The organism is Streptomyces sp. NPDC012888, assembly GCF_042900645.1.
GTDB lineage: Bacteria > Actinomycetota > Actinomycetes > Streptomycetales > Streptomycetaceae > Streptomyces.
The window spans coordinates 257,024-281,262 of the sequence record NZ_JBIBBM010000009.1 but is presented as its reverse complement, the minus strand read 5'-3'; the positions used below and the strand labels follow the sequence as shown (position 1 = coordinate 281,262).

The following is a 24,239-nucleotide window of genomic DNA, read 5'->3' as shown; positions in this document are numbered from 1 at the left end:
TACCTGACATCAGGATCTGTTTATGGGGGGTTGTGCGTGAGGCACAGCAACGTGCGGGGGGAGGGCTCGCCCTCGCAGGCCGCCGGCGGCATACCGGGCGGCGGTCCGGGCTCGCCCGGCGCGATACCCGGACCACGCCGCCGCGGCCGGCGGCGGGTGCTGCGCTGGGTGTCGTCCGGGCTGGCCCTGCTCATACTCGGCACGGCCGGTGCCGGTTACCTGTACTACCGCCATCTCAACGGCAGCATCCGCACCGACGCCCTGAACCTGGGTGACACCAACCTCAGCGGTTCCAAGCCCAACGCCTTCGGGCAGACCCCGCTGAACATCCTGCTCATCGGCTCCGACGCCCGTGACGGCGACGAGAACAAGGCCCTCGGCGGGGCCAGGGACACCTTCGACGGCCCGCCGCTCGCCGACGTGCAGATGCTGCTCCACCTCTCCGCGGACCGCAGCAACATGTCGGTCATATCGATGCCCCGCGACACCCTGCTCAAGATGCCCAGGTGCACCGAGAAGGACGGCACCGTCCACCAGGCCAGCCAGGGCCTCGTGCAGACCAACGAGTCGCTCAGCCGCGGCGGCCCCGGCTGCACCGTCGCCGCCTGGCAGGAGCTCACCAAGATCCCGATCGACCACTTCATGATGGTCGACTTCAAGGGCGTCGTGTCGATGGCCGACGCCATCGGGGGCGTCCCGGTCTGCGTCCGGCAGAACGTCCACTCGCGGACCAGGGACGGCAAGGGCTCGGGCCTCAAGCTGAAGGCGGGCACCACCCCCATCCAGGGCGAGCAGGCGCTGCAGTGGCTGCGCACCCGGTACGGCTTCGAGGACGGCAGCGACCTGGCGCGCACCCACGCCCAGCACCAGTACATGAACTCGCTGGCGCGCCAGTTCCGGCAGAACGCCAAGCTCAGCAACCCGGTCAAGCTCAACAGCCTGGCCCAGGCGGCCATCAGGGCCATGGTGGTCGACCCCGGCCTGAACCGGATCGACAAGCTGTACGACCTGAGCATGGAGCTCAAGCAGGTCCCGACCGGGCGGATCACCATGTCGACCATGCCGTGGATCGACAGCCCGCGGCAGAGCGGCCGGGTCGAGCCCAAGCCGGGCGAGGCCGAGGAGCTGTTCCGGATGGTCCGCGAGGACATCCCGCTCGACGGCAAGGGCACGCAGACGCCCCCGGCCGGCGCCGCGCCGAGCCCGTCCGGCACCGCCCCCGGCCAGACCGGCACCGCCCCCGGCCAGACCGGCACCACGCCGGGTCCGGTCGCCACGCCGAGCGCGTCCGTGCCCCCGCAGGGCGTCGACCCGGCCGCCGCGCCCGGGAAGATCCCGATCATGGTGCGCAACGCCACCGGCGGGAAGGACGCCGCACAGGCCAAGGTGAAGGGCCGGGCGACCGACATCACGGCGCTGCTCGCGAAGAAGGGCTTCACCAGGGCCATGGCCGACAACCAGGCGGCCGGCGAGGACACCACCCTGATCCGCTACGCCGGCCTGGACCAGGCCGGCGACGCCCTGGCGGTGGCCACCGCCCTCGGGCTGCCGCCGACCGCCGTACAGCGGTCCACCGACGTGTCCGGGGTGACCCTGTTCGTCGGCAAGGACTGGCGCACCGGTGACACGGTTGCCCCGCCCCCGCCGCCGCCGACCAAGGCCCCCGACTCGGCGCGCCCGCTCAACGGCGACGACGAGGGCGCCTGCATGGAGGTCCAGAAGGGCTTCACCTGGTAGGCCGGTGACGTACGCGCAGGGGCCCGGCGGAACAGTCCGCCGGGCCCCTGTCGCGTACGCGGGTGCGGTACGGCTAGCCGGCCGCGGCCCGGTCCGCCGCGTGCACCGCGGGACGGCGCGAGGCGATGACCTTGCGGGCCAGCGAGCGGGGGCTGGTCAGGAAGCCCCAGCCCCAGGACATGTGCATGGTCGCCAGGGCCACCGGGATCTGCACCCGGGCCTTCAGCGGCAGGCCCTTGCCGGCCGGGACGGACCCCAGGACGATCGCCGCCAGGTAGCCGCCGGGCACCACGAGGGCCCACGGGGTGAGGGCGGCACCGGCGACCAGACCGGCCGCGATCGCGCACACCGCGGTGGGCGGGGCGAGGTAGCGCAGGTTGATCGAGCCGGCGTGGTAGCGGGCCACCACGTGCCGCCAGCGGCCGTAGTCCTTGTACTGCTTGGCGAGCGCCCGTACCGACGGCCGCGGGCGGTACTGCACCTTCAGCTCCGGCGAGAACCAGATCAGGCCGCCGGCCTCGCGGATGCGGAAGTTCAGCTCCCAGTCCTGGGCGCGGATGAACTCCACGTTGTAGCCGCCCTGCTGCTCCAGCGCCTCGCGCCGGAACACGCCCAGGTAGACCGTCTCGGCCGGCCCGGCCTGGCCACCGGTGTGGAAGGCCGCGTTGCCCACGCCGATCTTCGAGGTCATCGCCGCCGCGACGGCGTCCTCCCAGGCGTTCTCCCCCTCGGCGTGCATGATGCCGCCGACGTTCTGCGCCCCGGTCTCCTCCAGGAGGCGTACCGCGGTGGCGATGTAGTTCGGGGAGAGCATTCCGTGCCCGTCGACCCGTACCACGATCGGGTGACGCGAGGCCTGGATGGCGGCGTTCAGGGCGGCCGGGGTACGGCCGGTCGGGTTGGGGACGGTGTGGACACGCGGGTCTTCGCGTACGAGCTCGGCGGCGATCTCGTCGGTACGGTCCGTGGACGGGCCGAGCGCGATCACCACCTCCATCTCGCCGTCGTAGTCCTGGCCCAGGATGTGCCGGACGGAGTCGCGGAGGTAACGCTCCTCGTTGAGCACCGGCATGATCACCGAGACTGCGGGCTGCTGGGTGGGCATGTGGTCCTTCAAGGGGGGTCGGTATCGGTGCCACGTTACCGCGTACGGGGGAAACCGGTGCGCGCCGTTCCCGCGGTCCGGCTGCCGCTGATCGTACGGACCTACTGTCTGACTCATCTGCTCACCCCCGGGAGGTGCCCCCCGTGCCCCAGCCACCGCACCGGCCACGCCGGCCCTCCCCGCCGCCCCGGCGCGACCGGCGCGGGAGCCGGCCGCGCTGGGGGCTGCGGCTGGCGGGGGGCCTCGCGGTCGTGGTGCTCGGTTCGGGGGCCGTCGGTCACGCGGTGATGACCGGGCTGGACACCGGCATCGAGCGGGTGGACCCGTTCAAGGACATGAAGAACCGGCCGCGGGCCGGGAACGGCATGAACGTGCTGCTGGTGGGGACCGACGGCCGCGACAGGATCAGCCAGGAGGAGCGGCGCGAGTACCGGCTCGGCGGCGCCCCCTGCCACTGCACGGACACGATCATGCTCGTGCACATCTCGGCCGACCGCGAGCGGGCCAGCGTGGTGAGCCTGCCGCGGGACAGCTACGCCGAGGTGCCCGCCCACCGCGACCTGGTCACCGGCAAGGCGCACAAGGCCCACGCGGTGCGGCTGAACGCCGCGTACGCGGAGGGCGGGCCGAACCTGACGGTGCGGACCGTGGAGAACATGACCCGGGTGAAGATCGACCACTACCTGGAGGTCGACTTCACCAGCTTCATGAAGACGGTGGACGCGATGGGCGGGGTGGAGATCTGCACCGCGAAGACCCTGCGCGACCCCAACACCGGCCTGGAACTCCTGCCCGGCACGCACCGGCTGAGCGGCGGCCAGGCCCTGCAGTACGTGCGCTCCCGGCACGTGGACGGGGCCTCGGACCTCGGGCGGATGCAGCGCCAGCAGCGGTTCCTCGCGGCCCTGATCAAACAGGCGACGAGCAGCGGGATGCTGCTGAACCCGGTGAAGTTCAAGCAGGTCAGCTCGACCCTGCTGGGTTCGGTGCGGGCCGACAAGGGGTTCGGCGCCGAGCAGATGCTGGCCCTGGGGCAGGCCATGCGGGACTTCACCCCGTCGTCGTCGGAGTTCGCCTCGGTGCCGGTGCGCAACGCCGCGTACAAGGTGAAGGGGATCGGGTCGACGGTGCGCTGGGACGAGCCGAAGGCGGCCAAGCTGTTCCAGGCGCTGCGGGACGACCGGCCGCTGGCCCCGCACCGTCCGGGCGCGCCCCGCAAGGGCCCGGCCGCGGTGCCGGTGGACGTGCCGCCGCGGCAGATCCGGGTCCAGGTGGAGAACGGGACCCGGATCGACGGGCTGGGCGGCCGGGTGGACGCCGCGCTGCGGGCCACCGGGTTCGACACGACCCGTACGCCGGGCAACGCGGCCAGCCGCGACGTGCGCCGCACGGTGGTGGCGTACGACCCGCGCTGGGACCGCTCGGCCCGCACCCTGGCGACGGCGCTGCCCGGCTGCGAACTCCGGGCGGTCCGCGGCCAGGGCCGGACGATGCTGGTCACGGCGGGCTCGGAGTACCGCAAGGTGGTCCCGGTCCGCGCCGAGGACCCCTACCAGGGCGAGTTCGGCGTGGTCAGCGGCGACCAGGTGGTGTGCGGGAAGTAGGCCGCGGGCGCTCGGCGCGCCGGGTCAGTCGTCGAGGCCCTCGGCGGCGCGGCGTTCGCGGAGCTCCTTGATGGCGCGCCGGCGGGCCAGGCGGTGGGTGCGGCGGATCTGGGCCTCCTGGTAGCGGCGCTTGTCCCGGTCGGTCTCGGGGACGACGGGCGGCACGGTCCGCGGCTTGCCCTCGGCGTCGACGGCGGCGAACACCAGGTAGGCGCTGCCGACCTGGATGGCGGGGGTGGACTCGTTCCACCGCTCGGCGAGCACGCGCACGCCGATCTCCATGGAGGACCGGCCGGTCCAGTTGCACTGCGCCTTGACGTGGACCAGGTCGCCGACCCGGACCGGCTCCAGGAACACCATCTCGTCCATCGAGGCCGTGACGGCGGGACCGCCGGAGTGGCGGCCGGCGACGGCGCCCGCCACGTCGTCCACCAGTTTCATGATCACGCCACCGTGGACCGTTCCGAGGAGGTTGGTGTCGTTGCCGGTCATGATGTGGCTGAGCGTGGTGCGTGAGGCGGAGGTCGGCTTGCCCCGGAGCTCGCCCGGTATTTCTGTCATACGGCAACCATAGATCGGTCGCGGATGCATCAGCTGTGCAACAGCACCGGTACGAACCCCCACCCGCCCTGTCGGGCGCCCCCGGCGGCCAGGCATTCTTGTCCGCATGAATGACTGGCCCAGAGGGTGGAACGACGGCCGCGACGGCGGCCAGGACGAGCGGTACGGACGCGGCAGCGCGCACGCGCAGCCCGAGGGCGCCCAGCGGATGCCGCACGTCCAGCGGCAGCCGCAGCGCCGGCCGCAGCAGCCGCCCCGCCCGGCCGTTCCGCCGCAGGGCCACGGCGTCCCGCCCCAGCAGGGCCGGGCCCACGACACCTTCGCCGGCTACGACAGCGGCTACAACACCGGCCAGGTCTACGGCAGCCCCTCGGGCGGGGCCCCGGCAGGACCCGGCCGCCCCGGTACGGGCGGTCCCGGCGGCGGGCAGCGGCCCGGGCGGCCGGTGGACTGGCGCCGGCGGATCAAGATCGGTTCGATCGCGCTGGTCTCCGTACTGGTGGTGACCACCATCGGCACGTACTTCTGGGCGGACGGCAAGGTGCGCCGCGAGGTGGACCTGGGCAAGGTCATCGACCGGCCGAAGGACGACGACTGCACGACGTACCTCATCGTGGGCTCCGACAGCCGTGAGGGGATGTCCGCGGACGACAAGAAGCGCCTGCACACCGGCTCGGCCGACGGCAAGCGCACCGACTCCATGATGATCCTCGCCGCGTGCTCCGGCGGGAACTCGATGATCTCGCTGCCGCGCGACTCGGACGTGGAGATCCCCTCCTTCGTGGGCTCGCAGTCCGGCAAGAAGTTCCCGGCGCAGGGCCGCCGGGTGAAGCTGAACGCCGCGTACGCGGAGGACGGCCCCGAACTGCTGGTGCGCACCGTGGAACACAACACGGGCCTGCGCATCGACCACTACGCGGAGATCGGCTTCGCCGGCTTCGCGAACATCGTGGACGCCCTGGGCGGCGTCGAGATGGACATCGAGAAGGGCTTCAAGGACGAGAAGTCGGGCGCCGACTTCCAGGCGGGCAAGCAGACCCTCAACGGCGAGCAGGCCCTGGCCTTCGTCCGCACCCGGTACGCCTTCGCCGAGTCGGACCTGGCCCGGACGAAGAACCAGCAGAAGTTCCTTTCGGCGCTGGCGAGCCAGGCGGCGACGCCCGGCACGATCGTCAACCCGTTCAGGCTGTACCCGACTCTGGGGGCGGGCCTGGACACGCTGATCGTCGACAAGGACATGGGGCTGTTCGACCTGGGCGAGATGTTCTTCGCGATGAAGGGCGTCAGCGGCGGCCAGGGCACCTCGATGAACATGCCGATCTCGGGCAGCCGCGGCGGCAACCTGGTCTGGGACAAGGCGAAGGTGCAGCAGCTGGTGAAGCAGATCCAGAACGACGAGAAGGTTTCAATCGCCTCCTGACGCAGTGAGTTTGGGCACTCGCTCCAGGACCGACTGGACTTTCCGACAGGCGGTTCATCAGACTGTCCAGCTGTCCATGCTTCGGGGAGTGCCAGGAGTGTCCATGTCGTTGTCCACCTCCCCGCAGGCCGCGCCGCCGGGAACGCTCGCGGCGGCCGCCGCGCCCGACGCACCGGCCGTACGCACGGCGGCGCGTCCGAGGCTGCGCGTCCTGGACGGTCTGAGGTTCCTCGCCGCACTGATGGTCGTGGTCTTCCACTACGCGGGGGACCGGGTGTGGGGCGACGCCTCCGCGACCTTCCCCGGCCTCGGCACCGTCGCCCCGTACGGCTGGCTGGGCGTCCAGCTGTTCTTCATGATCAGCGGGTTCGTCATCTGCATGTCGGCCTGGGGGAAGTCGCTCGGTGCCTACGTGCGCAGCCGGGTGGTCCGCCTGATGCCGGCCTACTGGTTCTGCGTCCTGGTGACCTCCGCCGTGCTGCTGCTGTTCCCCGTCGCCATGACGGGGAGCGAGTCGGTCACGCCCAGCCGCATCCTGACCAACCTGACGATGCTGGAGGACCCGCTCAAGGTCGGTGAGATCGACCCGTCGTACTGGACCCTCTGGGTCGAGATGCGGTTCTACCTGATCTTCGCCGTGGTCGCGTGGATGGGCCTGAACTACCGCCGCGTGCTCAACTTCTGCTGGGTGTGGACGATCGCCTCGCTGCTCGCCCCCTCGGCGGGCATCCCGCTCCTCGACACGCTGACCAGCGCCGGCTCGGCCCCGCTGTTCATCTCCGGCATCGCCTTCTACCTGATCCGCCGGGAAGGCCCCCGCTACACCGAGCCGTGGGCGCTGCTGGCCCTGTCCTGGCTGCTGATGCAGCATCACATGATCGGCACCGTCGGGGTCTACAGCCCGCCCTCGGGCAAGCTCTCCTGGTCCGTGTGCGTCGCCGTGGTGACGTTCTTCTACTTCGTCATGGCGGCCGTGGCCCTCGGCTGGCTGGACCGCATCAACTGGAAGTGGCTCCCGGCCGCCGGTGCCGTCTCCTACCCCCTGTACCTGATCCACCAGCAGATCGGTGTCACCCTCTTCGAGCGGCTGAAGGGCGAGGTGGCGCCCTGGACGCTGCTGCTGTCCGTCATCGCCGCCATGGTGTTCGCCGGCTGGCTGGTCCAGCGGTTCGTGGAGCGGCCCGGCAGCGACCTGGTGCGCCGGCTGCTGGCGAAGCGGCCGCCCGGGGCCTGAGCCCGGCGGCGACGGCCGGATACGGACAGTGGGGCGCCCCCCGTTCCCGGGGGGCGCCCCACTTCCGTCCGTACGTCAGGCGAGGGCCCGGACCGGTCGCCCGGTCAGCCGACGACCTTGTACAGGACCTGGCCGTTCGGGCCCTTCTTGACCTTGCGCAGCGCCGGGTCGTCGGCCGGCAGCCCGCCGTGGTCGGGCCACTGGAGCACCCAGTCGGCGCCGTACCGGTGCAGGATGTCGAGGCGCTCCCGGCGCGGCGTGGCCTTGTCGAAGTAGCGCTTGGTGTCGGCCGCGCGCTGCTGCTCGTCCGGCAGGAAGAAGTCCGGGTAGCCGGCGACGATCGTGTAGCCGCCGTAGCCGGGGAGCATCTCGGCCGTCTTCTGGTCGGTCATGAAGACGTCGCCGTACTCGGCGTACTTGGTCGTCCAGTAGTACGTCGGGCCCGCCTGCCAGGCGCCCTCGGTGACGGACTTGGGCAGGGCGTCCTTGCGCAGGATGAAGCCGAAGGCGTCGTTCTGCGCCCACACGCCGAAGACCAGGCCGATGCCGACCGCGGTGCCGAACAGCACCCGGACCAGCTTCTTGCCGCTTTCGACCACGGCCACCGCGGCCGCGATCTGGGCGGGGATCACCACCGCGGGCTCGGCCCGGCCCCAGGACCACTTCTCCAGCAGGCCGCCCGCCACCACCATGGCCAGGGCCAGCAGGAACCAGACGACCAGCGGGTCGCGGCGGTCCTTCCACCAGCGCGAGGCCAGCGCGGCCACGCCGATCAGCGCGAAGCAGTACCGCAGGAAGAGGTCGCTGTTGTACAGCGACCAGTGGATGTCCTCCAGGCCGCCGACGCTGAACAGCGAGAAGAAGGAGTAGTACGGCCACAGCGCCAGCAGGGCCAGGCCGGCGGCCAGCGCCGCGCCCAGCTTGAGCCAGGTCCCCTTCGCCGGCCAGGGGCGGGCCCCCGCCAGGACGCCCATCGCGCCGAACGTGACGACCACGCCGGAGAACTGGTGGCTGAGCATGATCACGGCCCAGAGCAGGCCCAGGCCGGTGTATGCCGCCCAGCCGGTGTCCGTCCCCCGGCGCAGGGCCTTGGTGAGCAGGGCCAGGAAGTGGAAACCCAGGCCGGTGGTGAAGGTGCTCGGGTACGAGACGTTCAGTGACAGCGAGGTCCAGGCGAGGAAGCCGCTCCACACGAAGAACTGCGGGCCCCACAGGAACATGACGCAGAACACGGCCAGCGGCGGCGCCGCCCGGTGCCGGGTCAGCGTCCTGGTGAAGTGCCAGATGCCGGTGAGCAGCAGCGCCAGGCCGACCACGGCCGCGAACCGCAGGATGTTGAACGTGTTGAACCCGGTGGCCTTCGCGAGGACTCCGAGGACGAACATCCACGGCGAGTAGTAGGGGCTCGTGGTGTCGGCGTTCACCATCGGGTTGCCCGGGTCGGTGAGGTCGTGCCGCAGCCGCTCGATCGTGGCCGCGTGCACGCCCATGTCGCCGATCCACGGCAGCCGGACGATCATGAAGGTGAAGGCCGCGACCAGCAGCAGCATCGCCCCGTGCAGCACCGCCAGCAGGCGGCCGGGTGCGGTCAGGCCGCGCCACCAGGGGGCGCCGGGGCCGGCCGCGGAGGGGGCGGGGGCGGCGTGCGGGCGCTCTTCCGGATCGGGCCCGCGGGCATCGGGGCGGGTCAGCGGCCTAGCAGCTTGAGTCACGTGTCAACACCCTGGTCGGAGTGGGCGGGCGGAGCGGGCATGAAGGACCCCGCACTCGACGTCGGGTGCGGGGTCCGGAGGGTTCAGCGGCGGCGGCCGGCGCGGGCCCGCAGCTTCCAGGGCATGGCGATGGATTCCAGCTGGACCGCGAAGTTCATCTTCGACTCGCCGACCGTGCGGTCCTCGAAGTGGATCGGGACTTCCATGACCTGGAAGCGGCGGCGCAGGGCCGCGTACTTCATCTCGACCTGGAAGCTGTAGCCGGCGCTGTCGACCGACGCGAGGTCGATGGCGCGGAGGGCCTCGGCGCTCCACATGTTGAAGCCGCCGGTGATGTCGCGCACGCGGGTGCCAAGGATGGTGCTGGCGTAGGCGTTGGCCCAGCGGGAGAGGAGCTTGCGGTGGGCGCCCCAGGCGTCGGAGAGGGTGCCGCCGGGGACGTAGCGGCTGCCGACGACGAGGCCGGCGCCGGTGGACATGGCCACGCCGAGCATCTCGGCTATCTTGCCGGCCGGGTGGGAGCCGTCGGCGTCCATCTGGAGGACGTACCGGGCGCCGTCCTCGACCGCCTTGGTCATGCCGGCGGTGTAGGCGCGGCCGAGGCCGTCCTTGGTGGTGCGGTGCATCACGGACATGCGCGGGCTGCCGTCCTCGGCGAGGTACTTCTCCGCGAGCTCCTCGGCTATCTTGCCGGTGCCGTCCGGGGAGGAGTCGTCGACGATGAGCAGGTGCAGCCCCGGCAGGTCGAGCCCCATCAGGAGCTCGGCCATGACCGGTACGTTGCCCGCCTCGTTGTAGGTGGGCATGACCACGGTCAGCCTGGTGTGCGCCCAGGTGTCGGGCAGCTTGATGGACGCGACGTCGGTCGCGCGGGAAGTCGTGTTGTGCTCGCCTGTCACAGGGTCATGCCTCACTGGGAAGTCGGTCGGTACGCGCGTGGTCCCCGATGGGCGCGTGCGTCAGCGGTCCGAGGAGAAACGCACCGCGGCGGCGGGCAGCTCGGCCCCGCACCACACCCGCACCCCGGCGCGCAGTTCGTTGTCAGCGCCCACCAGCGCGCCGTCGCCGATGACGGCGCCATCGAGCACCGTACGCGGACCCACGGTCGCTCCGGCACCGATGAGGCTGGCGTTCACGTGGGTGTCAGCGCCGATTACCGCGCCGTCCAGCACGATGGAACCCCGGACGACCGCTCCCGATTCGATGCGGGCGCCGGCGCCCACCACGGTACCCCCCGAGAGCTGCGCGTCGGGCGCCACCTGGGCGCCGGGGAGGGCGAGGGCCTCACCGCGCGGGCCGGGCACGGCCGGGGAGGCGACGATGCCGCGCACCAGGTCGGCGGAGGCCTGGACGAAGGACTCCGGCTTGCCGAGGTCCAGCCAGTACGTCTGTTCCGTCTTGCCGTGCAGCTTGGCGCCGGAGGAGAGCAGGCCGGGGAAGGTCTCGCGCTCGACGGAGACGGGGCGGCCGGTGGGGATGGTGTCGATCACGCTGCGGCGGAAGACGTAGCAGCCGGCGTTGATCTGGTCGGTGACGATCTCTTCCGGGGTCTGGGGCTTCTCGGTGAAGTCCAGCACCCGGCCCGACGGGTCGGTGGGGACCAGGCCGAACGCGCGCGGGTCCTCGACCCGCACCAGGTGCAGGGAGACGTCGGCGTCGGCCGCCTGGTGGGATTCGACCAGGCCGGCGATGTCCAGGCCGGTCAGGATGTCGCCGTTGAAGACGAGGATCGGGTCGTCCGGGCCGCCGGTGAGCAGTTCCGCGGCGTTGCGGATGGCGCCGCCGGTGCCGAGGGGCTCGTCCTCCACGACGTATTCGAGGTGGACGCCGAACTCGGAGCCGTCGCCGAAGTACGGCTCGAAGACCTCGGCGAGGTAGCAGGTCGCCATCACGATGTGGGTGACGCCGGCGGCGGCGGCCCGGGCTATCTGGTGGGCGAGAAACGGGACACCCGCGGCGGGCACCATCGGCTTCGGCGTGTTCACCGTGACCGGACGGAGCCTGGTCCCCTGCCCGCCGACGAGCAGGATCGCTTCCTTCATTTCTCTCCCTAACTGGCCAAACCAGATGCGCTGAGTCATCTTAAGGTTCGGGACACCCGCCCCTGCCGCCGCAGGGAGCACACACGGACGAAGACGGCGTGGATCTCCGATTGGTTGTACGCGGCCGCCGGAAAGCCGTGTGGGCACCCCCGCCGTGACCGGGGGCGCCCACAGGTGTTCGCGGCCGTGCGCGCCGGCCGTACGCGGTTACGCGGGCAGGTTGCGGGCCATGACGATCCGCTGGACCTGGTTCGTGCCCTCGTAGATCTGCGTGATCTTCGCGTCGCGCATCATGCGCTCGACCGGGTAGTCGCGGGTGTAGCCGTAGCCGCCGAGGAGCTGGACGGCGTCCGTGGTGACCTCCATGGCCACGTCGGAGGCGAAGCACTTGGCGGCGGCGCCGAAGAAGGTGAGGTCGGAGTCGACCCGCTCGGACTTGGCGGCGGCCGAGTAGGTCAGCTGGCGGGCGGCCTCGATCTTCATGGCCATGTCGGCCAGCATGAACTGGACGCCCTGGAAGTCGGCGATCGGCTTGCCGAACTGCTTGCGCTCCTGGACGTAGCCCTTGGCGTAGTCGAGGGCGCCCTGGGCGATGCCGAGGGCCTGGGCCGCGATGGTGATGCGGGTGTGGTCCAGGGTCTTCATGGCGGTGGCGAAGCCGGTGCCCTCCGCGCCGATCATGCGGTCGGCGGGGATGCGGACGTTGTCGAGGTAGACCTCGCGGGTCGGGGAGCCCTTGATGCCGAGCTTCTTCTCCGGGGCGCCGAAGGAGACGCCCTCGTCCGACTTCTCGACCACGAACGCGGAGATGCCCTTGGAGCGCTTCTCCGGGTCGGTGACGGCCATCACGGTGTAGTACTCGGACTCGCCGGCGTTGGTGATCCAGCGCTTCACGCCGTTGAGGACGTAGAAGTCGCCGTCGCGGACGGCGCGGGTCTTCATGCCGGCCGCGTCGGAGCCGGCGTCCGGCTCGGAGAGGCAGTACGAGAACATCGCGTCGCCCTTGGCCAGCGGGCCGAGGTACTTCTTCTTGAGGTCCTCGGAGCCGGAGAGGATCACCGGGAGCGAGCCGAGCTTGTTGACGGCCGGGATCAGGGAGGACGAGGCGCAGACGCGGGCCACCTCCTCGATGACGATGACGGTCGCGAGGGCGTCCGCGCCCGCGCCGCCGTAGTTCTCCGGGACGTGGACGGCGTGCAGGTCGTTGGCGACCAGGGCGTCCAGGGCCTCGCGCGGGAACCGCGCCTCCTCGTCCACCGCGGCCGCGAACGGCGCGATCTTCGCCTCGCACAGCGCGCGGACCGATTCGCGGAGCATGTCGTGCTCCTCGGCAGGGCGGTAGAGGTCGAAGTCGGAACCGGCCAAAGTGCTCACTCCCCATGCTAACTACCGTTAAGTAACCCAAGCCTATGGCCGACTCCCCGGTAGGGGTACGGGCCGCGCGCGTGAGATGTGTGACAACGGCCCCGACTATGCTCGGGGCCGCACACCGCACCGCCATCCCTATGGAGTACCCATGGCCCTCAAGATCACTGTGATCGGCACTGGCTATCTCGGCGCGACCCACGCCGCGGCCATGGCCGAGCTGGGTTTCGAGGTGCTCGGGCTGGACGTCGTCCCGGAGAAGGTGGAGATGCTGGCCGCCGGGCGGGTCCCGATGTACGAGCCGGGGCTGGAGGAGCTGCTGGCCAGGCACGTGGCCGGGCTGCCGGGGTCGACGGGGCGGCTGCGCTTCACCATGGACTGGGCCGAGGTCGGCGCCTTCGGCGACGTCCACTTCGTCTGCGTGAACACTCCGCAGAAGCACGGCGAGTACGCCTGCGACATGAGCTACGTGGACGCGGCGATGGAGTCGCTGGCCCCGCACCTGAACCGGCAGACGCTGGTGGTGGGGAAGTCCACGGTGCCGGTGGGCTCGGCGGAGCGGCTGGCCCGCCGGCTGGCCGAGCTGTCGCCGGTGGGTGAGGACGTGGAGCTGGCCTGGAACCCCGAGTTCCTGCGGGAGGGCTTCGCCGTGCAGGACACCCTGCACCCGGACCGGATCGTGATCGGCACCGCCGGGGACCGGGCCGAGAAGCTGCTGCGGGAGGTGTACGCGACCCCGATGGCGGAGGGCTCTCCGCTGGTGGTGACCGACTTCCCGACGGCGGAGCTGGTCAAGACCGCCGCGAACTCCTTCCTCGCGACGAAGATCTCCTTCATCAACGCGATGGCGGAGGTCTGCGAGGCGGGCGGCGGCGACGTGGTGAAGCTCGCGGAGGCCATCGGCTACGACGAGCGGATCGGCGCGAAGTTCCTGCGGGCCGGGATCGGCTTCGGCGGCGGCTGCCTGCCCAAGGACATCCGGGCGTTCATGGCGCGGGCCGGAGAGCTGGGCGCGGCCCAGGCGCTGACCTTCCTGCGTGAGGTCGACTCGATCAACATGCGCCGCCGCGGGCACATGGTCGAGCTGGCCCGGGAGGCCGTGGGCGGCTCCTTCCTGGGCAAGCGGGTGGCGGTGCTCGGCGCGACGTTCAAGCCGGACTCGGACGACGTGCGGGACTCGCCGGCGCTGAACGTGGCCGGGCAGATCCACCTGCAGGGCGGCCAGGTGACGGTGTACGACCCCAAGGGCATGGACAACGCCCGGCGGATCTTCCCGACGCTGGCGTACGCGGACTCCGCGGTGGAGGCGGTGCGGGGCGCGGACGTCGTGCTGCACCTGACGGAGTGGCGGGAGTTCCGCGAGCTGGACCCGGTCGCGCTGACCGAAGAGGTGGCGGAGCCGCTGATCCTGGACGGCCGCAACGCGCTGGACGGGGAGCTGTGGCGTTCGGCGGGCTGGACGTACCGCGCGATGGGACGACCGCGGGCGTAACCCCCCGGGCCGGGTCGGAGCGCCGGCCGCGCGGCTGCGGCTCCGCCGGGGCCCGCTCGATCGCCGCTCGGGCTTGATGGCGCCCTGCGGGCCGGCTCCGGGCCGGAAATCCAGCCCCGCCGGCGATTGAGGCGCGGGGTACGGGGCGGAGCCCCGTGTGCTCGGGCGGAGCACCGGCTGCGCCGGGGCGCGCTCCGGCTTGCAGCGCGGCCCCGGCTTCGACGTGCGCTCGGGGGCTAGCCGCGGGAGCGGTACGTGCGCATCTTGGCGCGGGCGCCGCAGACGGCCATGTCGCACCAGCGGCCGCGGGCGGCCGGGCTGCGGTCGTAGTAGGCCCAGTGGCAGTCCTCGGCCGCGCACGCCTTGAGGCGGGGCCAGGTGCCGGCCGTGACTCCCTCGGCGACGGCCGCGGCGACACGGGCGAGCAGCCCGTCCCCCTCGGCGACCAGGACGGCGGCGCCGTCCGGGTCGACCCGGACGGTCAGCGGGGCGGAGGCGAGCAGGCGGTTCAGTTCGGCCAGGGCTCCGGGCGGGGCCGCGTGGCCGGCGTGGGCGAGGAGCGCGGCGCGCAGCGCCTCGCGCAGTCCGGCCGCTTCGGCGAGGGCGGGACCCGACAGGCCGAACCGCGCGGCGAGGCGGTCCTCGCCGGTGTCCACGCTCAGCGTGTTGACGAGTTCCTCCACCAGCGCGAGGCCACCGGGGGCCGGTGCGCGTCCACCGCTCATGTCGTCGACGTTACCTGCTGGCCTGGCCAAGGGGTTACGCGTAGGGTGACGGTTACCGGTAAGGCCGTCTTACCGGTAACCGTTCTCGTGGAGGAGTGCGCCATGGCCATCGCCAAGCTCGGCACCGTCGTCCTGGACTGTCCGGATCCGCTCGCCCTCGCCGACTTCTACGCCGGACTGGTCGGCGGCACGCCCAAGGCCGAGGAGGACGGGAGCTGGGTGACCCTGTCCGGGCACGGGGGCACCGACCTCGCCTTCCAGCTGGCCCCCGGCCACGTGCCGCCGCAGTGGCCCTCGGCGAACGCCTCGCAGCAGTTCCACCTGGACCTGACCGTGGAGGACCTCGACGCGGCCGAGGAGCACATCCTGGCGCTGGGCGCGCAGCGGCTGGAACCGGGCGAGCCCGGCCGCGCCTGGCGGGTCTACGCCGATCCGGCCGGGCATCCGGTCTGCCTCTGCGCCTGCTGACCCCGGCCGCGGGCGGAGCCGTCCGCCGGACGAGTCGCGCCCGCACTGCCCGGCCTCGCCGCCGCCGGACGGAGTCCGGCGCAGCGCCCCGAAGCGCGGGACGCGCCCCCGGCGCCGGGCGGCGTGGGGGGCGCGGGCGGGAGGGCCGGGGCGCTTACGGGTGGGAGCGGCGGGCGATGAACTCCACGTCGCGCAGGACGCGCTGGGCGTTGCCCCAGGTGAGCTGGGCGATGTCGGTCTCGGGCCAGCCCCGGTCGAGGAGTTCGGCGATCAGGTTCGGGTAGCCCGACGGGTCGGTGAGGCCGGCCGGGCGGAGGGTGCCGCCTTCCGTGCCGAAGGCGGCGCCGAGGCCGACGCCCTGCGGGCCGGCGACGGCCCGGACGTGGTCCAGGTGGTCCGCCACCGCGTGCAGCGAGTCGCCGGTGCGGTCGGCCGAGAAGGTGACCATGCAGAGGCCACCGGCCGCGCGCAGGGCGCCGAGCACCTCGTCCGTGACGTTCTCGGGGTGCGGGGTGAGGGCCGCCGCCGCCGTGTGGGAGACCACCACCGGGGCCTTGGACGCGCTCGCGATCTGGCCGACCACGGCCGGCGCGCAGCCGGTGAGGTCCAGCAGGATCGCCAGCCGGTTCGCTTCCTTGATCACCTCGTGGCCGAAGGCGCTGAGCACGGGGTGCGCCCAGGCCGCTCCGGCCGGGGCCAGGCTGCGCACGCCCAGCTGGTGGAAGGCGCGCAGGGTGCCCAGGGACTCGCTGACCGTGCCGCCCGGCACCGGGCCGAGGAAGGAGGCGATCCGTCCGTGGTTGCGGGCGTCCGCCATGTCGTCGGCGGTGAGCGCCAGGCTCAGGTCGTCCGGGTACCGGTGGATCATGGTGTGGGCGAGGTCGATCTGTTCGAGCGTGTCGGCGACCGTCGCCGCGCCCGGCGTGAGCAGCGACCAGAACTGGGCACCCACTCCCCCGCCGCGCAGCCGCGGGATGTCGGTGTCGACGCCGGTGTCCGGGGTGTCGATGTCGTGGTACGGGCTCTGGCGCAGGGTCCAGAGGAACGTGTTGTGGCCGTCGGCCACGGGGTGGACGGCCAGCAGGGCCGCGGCCCGCTCGAGGGCGCTCTGGGCCAGGGGGCCCGGGGGGTCCTCCGCTCCGACGGCGGCGGGTCCGGCCAGGGTGCCGGGGTCGGTGCCCGCGACGGGGCCCGTCTGGGGTTCATCCTGCAGATCGGCCATGGGATTCGCTCCGGTCTCGGCGGGTGCAGGGATTCGTGGCCACCGTGACACGTGGGGCGGACGGGTTCGCGGCGGGTGTGGCGTTCGGGTGAGAACCCGGTGACGCCACACCCCCCGCGTGCGCTAGACGACCGCCGGGAGCACCGCGTTGGACGGCCCCCGGGTGGCGGAGAGGTCGCGGGCCACCGCTTCCGCGTCGCGCAGCGCCCGTACCGCGTTCGACCAGGTGAGCTTGGCCAGGTCGGCCTTGGACCAGCCGCGCCCGAGGAGCTCGGCGACCAGGTTCGGGTAGCCGGCGACGTCGTCCAGCCCGTCCGGGGTGAACGCCGTGCCGTCGTAGTCGCCGCCGATCCCGATGTGGTCCACGCCGGCGACCTCGCGCATGTGGTCAAGGTGGTCGGCGACGGTGGCGGCGGTGGCCACCGGGCGCGGCCGGGCCTCCTCGAAGGCCCGGTGCAGGGCCATCGCCTCGGGCGAGGTGTCGAGGTGGTGGAAGCCGTGCGCGCGCAGGTTCTCGTCCGCGGCCAGGGTCCACTCCACGGCCGCCGGGAGGATGAACTTGGGCACGAACGTGGCCATGGCCACGCCGCCGTTGCCGGGCAGCCGTTCCAGCACGTCGTCGGGGACGTTGCGCGGGTGGTCGCAGACCGCCCGGGACGAGGAGTGCGAGAAGATCACCGGCGCGGCCGAGGTGTCGAGGGCGTCCCGCATGGTCGTGGCGGCCACGTGGGAGAGGTCCACGAGCATGCCGATGCGGTTCATCTCGCGCACGACCTCGCGGCCGAAGCCGGTGAGGCCGCCGTGCCGCGGCTCGTCGGTCGCCGAGTCCGCCCAGTCCACGTTGTCGTTGTGGGTGAGCGTCAGGTAGCGGACGCCGAGCCGGTACAGGGCGCGCAGGGTGGCCAGCGAGTTGTTGATGGAGTGCCCGCCCTCGGCACCCATCAGGGAGGCGATCCGGCCGGACGCCCGGGCCGCCTCCATGTCGTCGGCCGTCAGGGCCCGGACGAGGTCTCCGGGGTAACGGTCGATCAGCTGGCCGACGGCGTCGATCTGCTCCAATGTGGCGCTGACCGCGTGGTCGCCGGCGTAGTCGCTGCGGACGTACACGGACCAGAACTGCGCCCCGACGCCGCCCGCCCGCAGCCGCGGGATGTCGGTGTGCAGGGTGCCGGTCTGGTCCGTGGCGATGTCCCGCCGGCCGAGGTCGTAGCGGACCTGCTCGCGCAGGGCCCAGGGCAGGTCGTTGTGCCCGTCGGCGACGGGGTGTTCGGCGAGCAGCGCCCGGGCCGCGGCCAGGTGCTCGTGCTCGCTCACCCGCTGGCCACCTTGGTGCGCAGCCGCTTGCCCTTCTCGGTGGCCTGGTCGTTGAGCTCCTGCTGGAACTCGCGCATCCGGGACATCAGCTCGGGGTCGGTGGTGGCCAGCATCCGGGCGGCGAGCAGACCGGCGTTGCGGGCGCCGCCGACGGAGACGGTGGCGACGGGCACCCCCGCGGGCATCTGCACGATGGACAGCAGGGAGTCCATGCCGTCGAGGTACTTCAGCGGGACCGGTACGCCGATCACCGGGAGCGGGGTGACCGAGGCCAGCATGCCCGGCAGGTGGGCGGCGCCGCCGGCACCGGCGATGATCGCCTTCAGGCCGCGGTCGGCGGCCTGCTCGCCGTAGGCGATCATCTCGCGGGGCATCCGGTGGGCGGAGACGACGTCGACCTCGTAGGGGATCTCGAACTCGTCGAGGGCCTGGGCGGCGGCCTCCATCACGGGCCAGTCCGAGTCGGAACCCATGACGATGCCGATGACGGGGGTGTCGCCGTTGCTCGCGGTGCTCATTCGGTGATCGTTCCTCGCAGGTAGCCGGCAGCGTGACGTGCGCGCTCCAGCACATCGTCCAGGTCGTCGCCGTAGGTGTTGACGTGGCCGACCTTGCGGCCCGGTTTCACGTCCTTGCCGTACATGTGGATCTTCAGCTGCGGGTCGTGGGCCATGCAGTGCAGGTATGCGGCGTACATGTCGGGGTAGTCCCCGCCGAGCACGTTGGCCATGACCGTCCACGGGGCGCGCGGGCGCGGGTCGCCCAGCGGGAGGTCGAGGACCGCCCGTACGTGGTTGGCGAACTGCGAGGTGACCGCGCCGTCCTGGGTCCAGTGGCCCGAGTTGTGGGGGCGCATGGCGAGCTCGTTGACCAGGATCCGGCCGTCGGAGGTCTCGAAGAGCTCCACGGCCAGGTGGCCGGTCACGCCGAGCTCCTTGGCGATCCGCAGGGCGAGGGCCTGCGCCTCGCCGGCGAGCTCCTCGGAGAGGTCGGGGGCGGGGGCGATGACCGTGTCGCAGACGCCGTCCACCTGGACGGACTCCACGACGGGGTAGGCCACGGCCTGGCCGTGCGGGGAGCGGACGATGTTGGCCGCGAGCTCGCGGACGTAGTCCACCTTCTCCTCGGCGAGGACGGGCACGCCGGCCCGGAAGGGGGCCTGCGCCTCCTCCTCGCCGCGCACGAACCACACGCCCTTGCCGTCGTAGCCGCCGCGGACGGTCTTGAGGATGACCGGGTAGCCGTCCCCTTCCGCCGCGAAGGCCGTCACGTCCGCCGGATCGGAGACGATCCGGTGGCGGGGGCTGGGGGCGCCGATCTCGTCGAGGCGGGCCCGCATCACCCCCTTGTCCTGGGCGTGCACCAACGCGTCGGGCCCCGGGCGGACGGGGATGCCGTCCGCTTCCAGGGCCCGCAGGTGCTCGGTGGGTACGTGTTCGTGGTCGAAGGTGATCACGTCGCAGCCGCGCGCGAAGGCGCGCAGGGTGTCCAGGTCGCGATAGTCGCCGATGACGACGTCGCTCACCACCTGGGCCGCCGAGTCCTGCGGACTGTCACTGAGGATCTTGAATCTGATGCCGAGGGGGATACCCGCCTCGTGGGTCATGCGGGCGAGCTGACCGCCGCCGACCATGCCGACTACCGGGAACGTCACTCCTCCAGGGTATCCGCCGGTATTGCGCCACCCGACTGGACCCTGGCCGGTTCCCGCCCGGCCGCCCCGGCCCCCCACCCCCGGAAGGCGCATACACCGGGCAGGGCGGACACTTAGCATGGTCGAGTTGACGCCCACGATTGACAGGGACTGAACCATCTGATGAGTACCCCGAAAGCAGGAACGCTGTCCGCACGTGTCCGCGGTCTCTCCGGGGAGGTCGCGAAGTTCGGCGCGGTCGGTGGCCTGGGTGTGCTGGTCAACCTGGGTGTCTTCAACCTGATCCGGCACACCACCGACCTCGCGGTGGTGCGGGCGAGCGCGATAGCCATCGCCGTCGCCATCGTCTGCAACTACGTCGGATTCCGCTACTTCACCTACCGTGACCGCGACCGCGGCGGCCGCAGGCGCGAGATGACCCTCTTCGCGGTGTTCAGCCTGATCGGCATGGTCATCGAGAGCGGTGTGCTGTACGCGGCGACCTACGGGTTCGGCTGGGACAGCCCGCTGCAGAGCAACATCTTCAAGTTCGTCGGCATCGGCGTGGCCACCGTCTTCCGGTTCGTCTCCTACCGGACCTGGGTCTTCCGCGCCCTGCCCGTTCCCGCGCCGGCCACCGTCGTCGGCCAGCGCGAGGACCGCGCCACCCGGGTCCCGGTCAAGGGCTAGCCCCTCCGCGCCCGCCGCGCCCCACCGGGCCCTTCGCACCCCGCTGGGCCTAGCGGACCGTCTTCTCCCTCGGTTCCGGCCGCTGCGGCGCCGTCCGGCTGAGGAACAGCGCGAACACCGGCGGGTGCGCCTGCAGCAGTTCCAGCCGGCCGCCGTCCGCCTCCGCGAGGTCACGGGCCACGGCCAGGCCGATGCCGGTCGAGTTGCGGCCGCTGATCGCCCGCTCGAAGATCCGGTTGCCGAGGTCGGCGGGCACGCCGGGCCCCTCGTCGGTGACCTCGATCACCGCCTGGTTGCCGGTCACCCGGGTCCGCAGCGCCACCGTGCCCCCGCCGTGCATGAGCGAGTTCTCGATCAGCGCGGCCAGCACCTGGGCCACCGCGCCCGGGGTGCCGACCGCCCGCAGGCCCTGCTTGCCGGAGCGGACGATGGCCCGCCCCGCGCTGCGGTAGGCCGGCCGCCACTCCTCCACCTGCTGCTTGACGACCTCGTCCAGGTCGAAGGGGACGGCGGACCCGGTCCGCGGGTCGCGCGAGTTCGTCAGCAGCCGCTCCACCACGTCGGTGAGCCGCTCCACCTGGGTCAGCGCGATCGTCGCCTCCTCGCGGACCGTGTCCAGGTCCTCGGTGACGGTGATCTCCTCCAGCCGCATGGACAGCGCGGTCAGCGGGGTCCGCAGCTGGTGCGAGGCGTCGGCGGCCAGCCGCCGCTCGGCGGTCAGCATCCGCCCGATCCGCTCGTTGCTGGCGTCCAGCACGTCGGCCACGCGGTCCAGCTCGGGCACCCCGTAGCGGCGGTGCCGGGGGCGCGGGTCGCCGGAGCCGAGGCGTTCGGCGGTCTCGGCGAGGTCGGTCAGCGGGGACGCCAGCCGGTTGGCCTGGCGTACGGCGAGCAGTACGGCCGCCACGACGGCCAGCAGCGCCACCGCGCCCACCACCAGCAGGGTCCGGCCGACCTCGCGGGTCACGGCGGACCGGGGCTGCTCGACCACCACCGTCTCGCCGCCGTCCCCGGTCGCGACGCCGCGGATGGCGCTGCCCTCCACGGGCTCGCCGAGTTCCAGGTCGGGGCGTCCGGGCACGTGGACGCGGGCGTACCGGCCGGCGTCCAGACGTCCGGCGAGGGCTGCGGCGTCCACGGGCTGGTGCTCGACCACGTTCGACTCGACGACGCCCAGCAGGCGCACGGCCTCGGTCTCGACCAGCTCCTGGGCGCTGTTGGTGATCGTCCGGGTCTCCACGATGACCAGGGAGACCCCGAACACGGCGATCACGACGAGCACCACGGCGAGCGTGGACTGGATCAGGCGGCGGCGCATGGCTCGGAGGTGCTCAGCTCTTCTCGAAGCGGAAGCCGACGCCGCGCACGGTCGCGATGTAGCGGGGATTGGCGGCGTCGTCGCCGAGCTTCTTGCGCAGCCAGGAGATGTGCATGTCGAGGGTCTTGGTGGAGGACCACCAGGTGGTGTCCCAGACCTCGCGCATCAGCTGGTCGCGGGTGACGACCCGGCCGGCGTCCCGGACCAGGACCCGCAGCAGGTCGAACTCCTTGGCGGTGAGCTGGAGCTCCTCCTCGCCCATCCAGGCCCGGTGCGACTCCACGTCGATCCGCACGCCGTGGGTGGCGGGCGGCTGGACGGGCTCGGCGGCACCGCGCCGGAGCAGGGCCCGGACGCGGGCGAGCAGCTCGGCGAGCCTGAACGGCTTGGTGACGTAGTCGTCGGCGCCGGCGTCCAGCCCGACGACGGTGTCCACCTCGTCGGCGCGGGCGGTCAGGACCAGGATGGGGAAGCCGTGCCCCTCCGCGCGGAGCCGGCGGGCGACCTCCAGGCCGTCCATGCCCGGCAGGCCGAGGTCCAGCACGACCAGGTCGACGCCGCCCTGCAGTCCCGCGTCGAGCGCGGTCGGTCCGTCCTCGCGGACCTCGACCTCGTACCCCTCCCGGCGCAGGGCCCTGGCGAGGGGTTCCGAGATGGATGCGTCGTCCTCGGCGAGCAGTACACGCGTCATGTGGGTGATGGTAGTCCGCGGCGGCTCCGTCCTGAGCTGTCCCCGCACACCCCCGTCGATCTGGGCTTATGAACTACTAACGTCCTTCGAATATGGCCAAACGGTTCCCTGATTTCCTGTGATCCATATCTCAAGTCCTTCCATATCGGGCACTGTCGTGTCGTATGGTGTCGAGAAACCTGATGCAGTAACTCAGGGACCTTTCTGCCGAAAACCGAGCCGAAGGTCTCTATTTCTGTGCCTGGGCGGGCTGCCAGTCTTGACGGACTGTCCTGCCCCGCCTTGACAGCGAACGAACCTGTGGGCCGGAATCCCTGCGCGCGAAGGTGCGTGTCAGGCCGTCCCCTCCCCGGGCGCTCCACGCTCACGAAGCGCCGCGTCCCGAGCAAGCAAGGATCGACCATGGCTTCAAGCCTGACGAAGGACTCGGCCGCCACCGGCGAGAAGACCTTCCTCGGCCACCCCAGCGGCCTCGCCTTCCTCTTCATGACGGAGATGTGGGAGCGCTACAGCTTCTACGGCATGCGCGCGCTGCTCGTGCTGTACCTGGCCACGAACGTGGCCGACGGTGGCCTCGGCATGAACGACGCGACGGCGGTCGCGATCTACTCCGTCTACAACGCGATGGTCTACCTGCTCGCCCTCCCGGGCGGCTGGCTCGGTGACCGCGTGTGGGGCGCCCGCAAGGCCGTCGCCGTCGCCGGTGTGGTGATCATGACGGGTCACTTCCTGCTGGCGGTGCCCTTCACGGCTTCGTTCTTCATCGGTCTGGCGCTGATCGCGGCCGGTTCCGGTGTCCTGAAGGCCAACATCTCCACGATGGTCGGCCAGCTGTACACGGACAAGAACGACCCGCGTCGTGACGGCGGCTTCACGATCTTCTACATGGGCATCAACCTCGGTGCCTTCGTCGCCCCGCTGACCATCGGCTGGGTCGGCCAGAAGGTCGACTGGCACCTGGGCTTCGCCATGGCCGGTGTCGGCATGGCGCTGGGTCTGCTCTTCTACTTCATCGGCTTCCGCCACCTGAACCCGGTCTCCAACAAGGTCCCGGACCCGCTGAGCGCCGCCGAGAAGTCCGCGGTCGTCAAGAAGGGCCTGATCTGGCTGGGCGTGGCCGCCGCCGCGTACGCGGTCATCGGCCTGGCCGGCATCTTCACCATCAACTACGCCCTGTGGCCGCTGACCGTCCTCGGCCTGGTGCTGCCGGCCTGGTCGCTGCTGCGCATCAAGCGCGACCGCGACCTGGAGCCCGTCGAGCAGTCCCGGATGTCGGCGTACGTGTGGTTCTTCGTCGCCGCCGCGATCTTCTGGGCCATCTACGACCAGACCGGTTCGACGCTGTCGCTGTTCGCCAAGGACCACACCCAGTCCACGCTGTTCGGGTTCGACTTCCCGGAGAGCTGGTTCCAGTCGCTGAACCCGCTGTTCGTCATGGCGCTGGCCCCGCTGTTCGCCTGGCTGTGGGTGGCGCTGGCGCGCCGCGGCAAGGAGCCGAGCACCCTGGCGAAGTTCTCCTTCGCGCTGGTCATGATCGGTTTCTCCTTCGGCATCATGATGCTCGCCCAGGGTGCGGCCGGCGACGCCAAGGTCACCCCGATGTGGCTGGTGTCGGTCTACTTCATCCAGACCGTCGGCGAGCTGTGCCTGTCCCCGGTCGGCCTGTCGCTGACCACCAAGCTGGCCCCGAAGAAGTACGCCTCCCAGATGATGGGTGTCTTCTTCCTCGCGGTCACCGCGGGCGACTCGACCATCGCGCTGCTCCAGCTGTGCGGTGTGCCGACCGACACACAGGGCTGGTTCGCCAGCCAGGGCGCGCTGGCCGCGCTCGCCGGTATCGCGATCTACATGTACCGCAAGAAGGTCCAGCCGCTCATGGGCGGCGTCCACTGACGCGCTCCTGAGG

Annotated in this window: 21 protein-coding genes; 8 read left to right on the top strand and 13 right to left on the bottom strand. The window is 71.7% G+C overall.

All coding sequences use genetic code 11. From position 1 onward, the window contains the following. The first annotated feature begins 36 nt into the window (after positions 1–36). Positions 37–1,737, top strand: coding sequence for an LCP family protein (locus ACFY61_RS18530; protein ID WP_389473201.1), 1,701 nt, complete (start codon positions 37–39; stop codon positions 1,735–1,737). A 73-nt stretch (positions 1,738–1,810) separates the two neighbouring features. On the opposite strand, the gene ACFY61_RS18525 is transcribed toward ACFY61_RS18530, so the two are convergent. Continuing rightward, a complete protein-coding gene (locus ACFY61_RS18525) occupies positions 1,811–2,842 on the bottom strand; it encodes a glycosyltransferase family 2 protein (RefSeq protein ID WP_389473200.1) in 1,032 nt (343 codons plus the stop codon). A 143-nt stretch (positions 2,843–2,985) separates the two neighbouring features. Here ACFY61_RS18525 and ACFY61_RS18520 point away from each other — a divergent pair, with 143 nt between their 5' ends. Continuing rightward, positions 2,986–4,446, top strand: coding sequence for an LCP family protein (locus ACFY61_RS18520; protein ID WP_389473199.1), 1,461 nt, complete (start codon positions 2,986–2,988; stop codon positions 4,444–4,446). Positions 4,447–4,470: 24 nt separating this feature from the next. Here the strand turns inward: ACFY61_RS18520 and ACFY61_RS18515 are convergent, their stop codons facing one another. Next, positions 4,471–5,007 carry an acyl-CoA thioesterase gene (locus tag ACFY61_RS18515; RefSeq protein ID WP_389473198.1) on the bottom strand — a complete coding sequence of 179 codons (537 nt, stop codon included), beginning with the start codon at positions 5,005–5,007 and terminating at the stop codon, positions 4,471–4,473. A gap of 106 nt (positions 5,008–5,113) precedes the next feature. Here ACFY61_RS18515 and ACFY61_RS18510 point away from each other — a divergent pair, with 106 nt between their 5' ends. Further along, a complete protein-coding gene (locus ACFY61_RS18510) occupies positions 5,114–6,427 on the top strand; it encodes an LCP family protein (RefSeq protein WP_389473196.1) in 1,314 nt (437 codons plus the stop codon). 103 nt (positions 6,428–6,530) lie between these two features. Next, positions 6,531–7,661 (top strand): acyltransferase family protein, encoded by a 1,131-nt coding sequence (locus tag ACFY61_RS18505; protein WP_389473194.1) that lies wholly within the window; start codon positions 6,531–6,533, stop codon positions 7,659–7,661. A gap of 104 nt (positions 7,662–7,765) precedes the next feature. Here the strand turns inward: ACFY61_RS18505 and ACFY61_RS18500 are convergent, their stop codons facing one another. The 4 genes from ACFY61_RS18500 to ACFY61_RS18485 all read right to left on the bottom strand — a co-directional run bounded on the left by ACFY61_RS18500 (position 7,766) and on the right by ACFY61_RS18485 (position 12,780). After that, positions 7,766–9,373, bottom strand: coding sequence for a hypothetical protein (locus ACFY61_RS18500; RefSeq protein WP_389473192.1), 1,608 nt, complete (start codon positions 9,371–9,373; stop codon positions 7,766–7,768). 83 nt (positions 9,374–9,456) lie between these two features. Beyond that, complete coding sequence (locus tag ACFY61_RS18495) at positions 9,457–10,179, bottom strand: polyprenol monophosphomannose synthase (RefSeq protein ID WP_389473256.1); 723 nt, start codon at positions 10,177–10,179, stop codon at positions 9,457–9,459. Between the two features lie 153 nt (positions 10,180–10,332). Further along, a complete protein-coding gene (locus ACFY61_RS18490; RefSeq protein WP_389473190.1) occupies positions 10,333–11,415 on the bottom strand; it encodes a sugar phosphate nucleotidyltransferase in 1,083 nt (360 codons plus the stop codon). Positions 11,416–11,622: 207 nt separating this feature from the next. Beyond that, a complete protein-coding gene (locus ACFY61_RS18485; protein WP_389473254.1) occupies positions 11,623–12,780 on the bottom strand; it encodes an acyl-CoA dehydrogenase in 1,158 nt (385 codons plus the stop codon). A 151-nt stretch (positions 12,781–12,931) separates the two neighbouring features. Between ACFY61_RS18485 and ACFY61_RS18480 the strand changes: the two genes are divergently transcribed. Continuing rightward, on the top strand, positions 12,932–14,272 hold the full coding sequence (locus ACFY61_RS18480; RefSeq protein ID WP_389473188.1) for a UDP-glucose dehydrogenase family protein: 1,341 nt from the start codon (positions 12,932–12,934) through the stop codon (positions 14,270–14,272). A 236-nt stretch (positions 14,273–14,508) separates the two neighbouring features. On the opposite strand, the gene ACFY61_RS18475 is transcribed toward ACFY61_RS18480, so the two are convergent. Then, positions 14,509–14,997, bottom strand: a complete 489-nt coding sequence (locus ACFY61_RS18475) for a CGNR zinc finger domain-containing protein (RefSeq protein WP_389473186.1) — start codon at positions 14,995–14,997, stop codon at positions 14,509–14,511. Positions 14,998–15,099: 102 nt separating this feature from the next. Between ACFY61_RS18475 and ACFY61_RS18470 the strand changes: the two genes are divergently transcribed. Further along, positions 15,100–15,465, top strand: coding sequence for a VOC family protein (locus tag ACFY61_RS18470; RefSeq protein ID WP_389473184.1), 366 nt, complete (start codon positions 15,100–15,102; stop codon positions 15,463–15,465). 154 nt (positions 15,466–15,619) lie between these two features. On the opposite strand, the gene ACFY61_RS18465 is transcribed toward ACFY61_RS18470, so the two are convergent. The 4 genes from ACFY61_RS18465 to ACFY61_RS18450 all read right to left on the bottom strand — a co-directional run bounded on the left by ACFY61_RS18465 (position 15,620) and on the right by ACFY61_RS18450 (position 19,748). Continuing rightward, on the bottom strand, positions 15,620–16,687 hold the full coding sequence (locus ACFY61_RS18465) for a dipeptidase (RefSeq protein ID WP_389473183.1): 1,068 nt from the start codon (positions 16,685–16,687) through the stop codon (positions 15,620–15,622). Between the two features lie 123 nt (positions 16,688–16,810). After that, positions 16,811–18,001 carry a dipeptidase gene (locus tag ACFY61_RS18460; RefSeq protein ID WP_389473181.1) on the bottom strand — a complete coding sequence of 397 codons (1,191 nt, stop codon included), beginning with the start codon at positions 17,999–18,001 and terminating at the stop codon, positions 16,811–16,813. Continuing rightward, positions 17,998–18,519, bottom strand: a complete 522-nt coding sequence (gene purE, locus ACFY61_RS18455; RefSeq protein ID WP_389473179.1) for a 5-(carboxyamino)imidazole ribonucleotide mutase — start codon at positions 18,517–18,519, stop codon at positions 17,998–18,000. Before purE ends, ACFY61_RS18460 begins: the two co-directional genes overlap by 4 nt. Further along, a complete protein-coding gene (locus ACFY61_RS18450) occupies positions 18,516–19,748 on the bottom strand; it encodes a 5-(carboxyamino)imidazole ribonucleotide synthase (protein WP_389473177.1) in 1,233 nt (410 codons plus the stop codon). Before ACFY61_RS18450 ends, purE begins: the two co-directional genes overlap by 4 nt. A 69-nt stretch (positions 19,749–19,817) precedes the next feature. Here ACFY61_RS18450 and ACFY61_RS18445 point away from each other — a divergent pair, with 69 nt between their 5' ends. Then, positions 19,818–20,324 (top strand): GtrA family protein, encoded by a 507-nt coding sequence (locus ACFY61_RS18445; RefSeq protein ID WP_389473175.1) that lies wholly within the window; start codon positions 19,818–19,820, stop codon positions 20,322–20,324. 49 nt (positions 20,325–20,373) lie between these two features. Here ACFY61_RS18445 and ACFY61_RS18440 read toward each other — a convergent pair whose 3' ends face one another. Together ACFY61_RS18440 and ACFY61_RS18435 are read right to left on the bottom strand one after the other, a co-directional pair. Further along, positions 20,374–21,642: an ATP-binding protein gene (locus ACFY61_RS18440; protein WP_389473174.1), complete on the bottom strand. Its 1,269-nt coding sequence runs from the start codon at positions 21,640–21,642 to the stop codon at positions 20,374–20,376. Between the two features lie 13 nt (positions 21,643–21,655). Beyond that, complete coding sequence (locus ACFY61_RS18435) at positions 21,656–22,333, bottom strand: response regulator transcription factor (RefSeq protein WP_389473172.1); 678 nt, start codon at positions 22,331–22,333, stop codon at positions 21,656–21,658. Between the two features lie 402 nt (positions 22,334–22,735). Here ACFY61_RS18435 and ACFY61_RS18430 point away from each other — a divergent pair, with 402 nt between their 5' ends. Further along, positions 22,736–24,226 (top strand): peptide MFS transporter, encoded by a 1,491-nt coding sequence (locus ACFY61_RS18430; RefSeq protein ID WP_389473171.1) that lies wholly within the window; start codon positions 22,736–22,738, stop codon positions 24,224–24,226. Positions 24,227–24,239 lie beyond the last annotated feature (13 nt).

Excerpts from the sequence above, each read along its gene's own strand:
- ACFY61_RS18525 (WP_389473200.1), bottom strand. The coding sequence starts at position 2,842 with ATGCCCACCCAGCAGCCCGCAGTCTCGGTGATCATGCCGGTGCTCAAC.
- ACFY61_RS18515 (WP_389473198.1), bottom strand. The coding sequence starts at position 5,007 with ATGACAGAAATACCGGGCGAGCTCCGGGGCAAGCCGACCTCCGCCTCA.
- ACFY61_RS18510 (WP_389473196.1), top strand. The coding sequence starts at position 5,114 with ATGAATGACTGGCCCAGAGGGTGGAACGACGGCCGCGACGGCGGCCAG.
- ACFY61_RS18505 (WP_389473194.1), top strand. The coding sequence starts at position 6,531 with ATGTCGTTGTCCACCTCCCCGCAGGCCGCGCCGCCGGGAACGCTCGCG.
- ACFY61_RS18495 (WP_389473256.1), bottom strand. The coding sequence starts at position 10,179 with ATGCCCACCTACAACGAGGCGGGCAACGTACCGGTCATGGCCGAGCTC.
- ACFY61_RS18490 (WP_389473190.1), bottom strand. The coding sequence starts at position 11,415 with ATGAAGGAAGCGATCCTGCTCGTCGGCGGGCAGGGGACCAGGCTCCGT.
- ACFY61_RS18480 (WP_389473188.1), top strand. The coding sequence starts at position 12,932 with ATGGCCCTCAAGATCACTGTGATCGGCACTGGCTATCTCGGCGCGACC.
- ACFY61_RS18475 (WP_389473186.1), bottom strand. The coding sequence starts at position 14,997 with ATGAGCGGTGGACGCGCACCGGCCCCCGGTGGCCTCGCGCTGGTGGAG.
- ACFY61_RS18470 (WP_389473184.1), top strand. The coding sequence starts at position 15,100 with ATGGCCATCGCCAAGCTCGGCACCGTCGTCCTGGACTGTCCGGATCCG.
- ACFY61_RS18465 (WP_389473183.1), bottom strand. The coding sequence starts at position 16,687 with ATGGCCGATCTGCAGGATGAACCCCAGACGGGCCCCGTCGCGGGCACC.
- purE (WP_389473179.1), bottom strand. The coding sequence starts at position 18,519 with ATGAGCACCGCGAGCAACGGCGACACCCCCGTCATCGGCATCGTCATG.
- ACFY61_RS18450 (WP_389473177.1), bottom strand. The coding sequence starts at position 19,748 with ATGCGCCTTCCGGGGGTGGGGGGCCGGGGCGGCCGGGCGGGAACCGGC.
- ACFY61_RS18445 (WP_389473175.1), top strand. The coding sequence starts at position 19,818 with ATGAGTACCCCGAAAGCAGGAACGCTGTCCGCACGTGTCCGCGGTCTC.
- ACFY61_RS18440 (WP_389473174.1), bottom strand. The coding sequence starts at position 21,642 with ATGCGCCGCCGCCTGATCCAGTCCACGCTCGCCGTGGTGCTCGTCGTG.
- ACFY61_RS18435 (WP_389473172.1), bottom strand. The coding sequence starts at position 22,333 with ATGACGCGTGTACTGCTCGCCGAGGACGACGCATCCATCTCGGAACCC.
- ACFY61_RS18430 (WP_389473171.1), top strand. The coding sequence starts at position 22,736 with ATGGCTTCAAGCCTGACGAAGGACTCGGCCGCCACCGGCGAGAAGACC.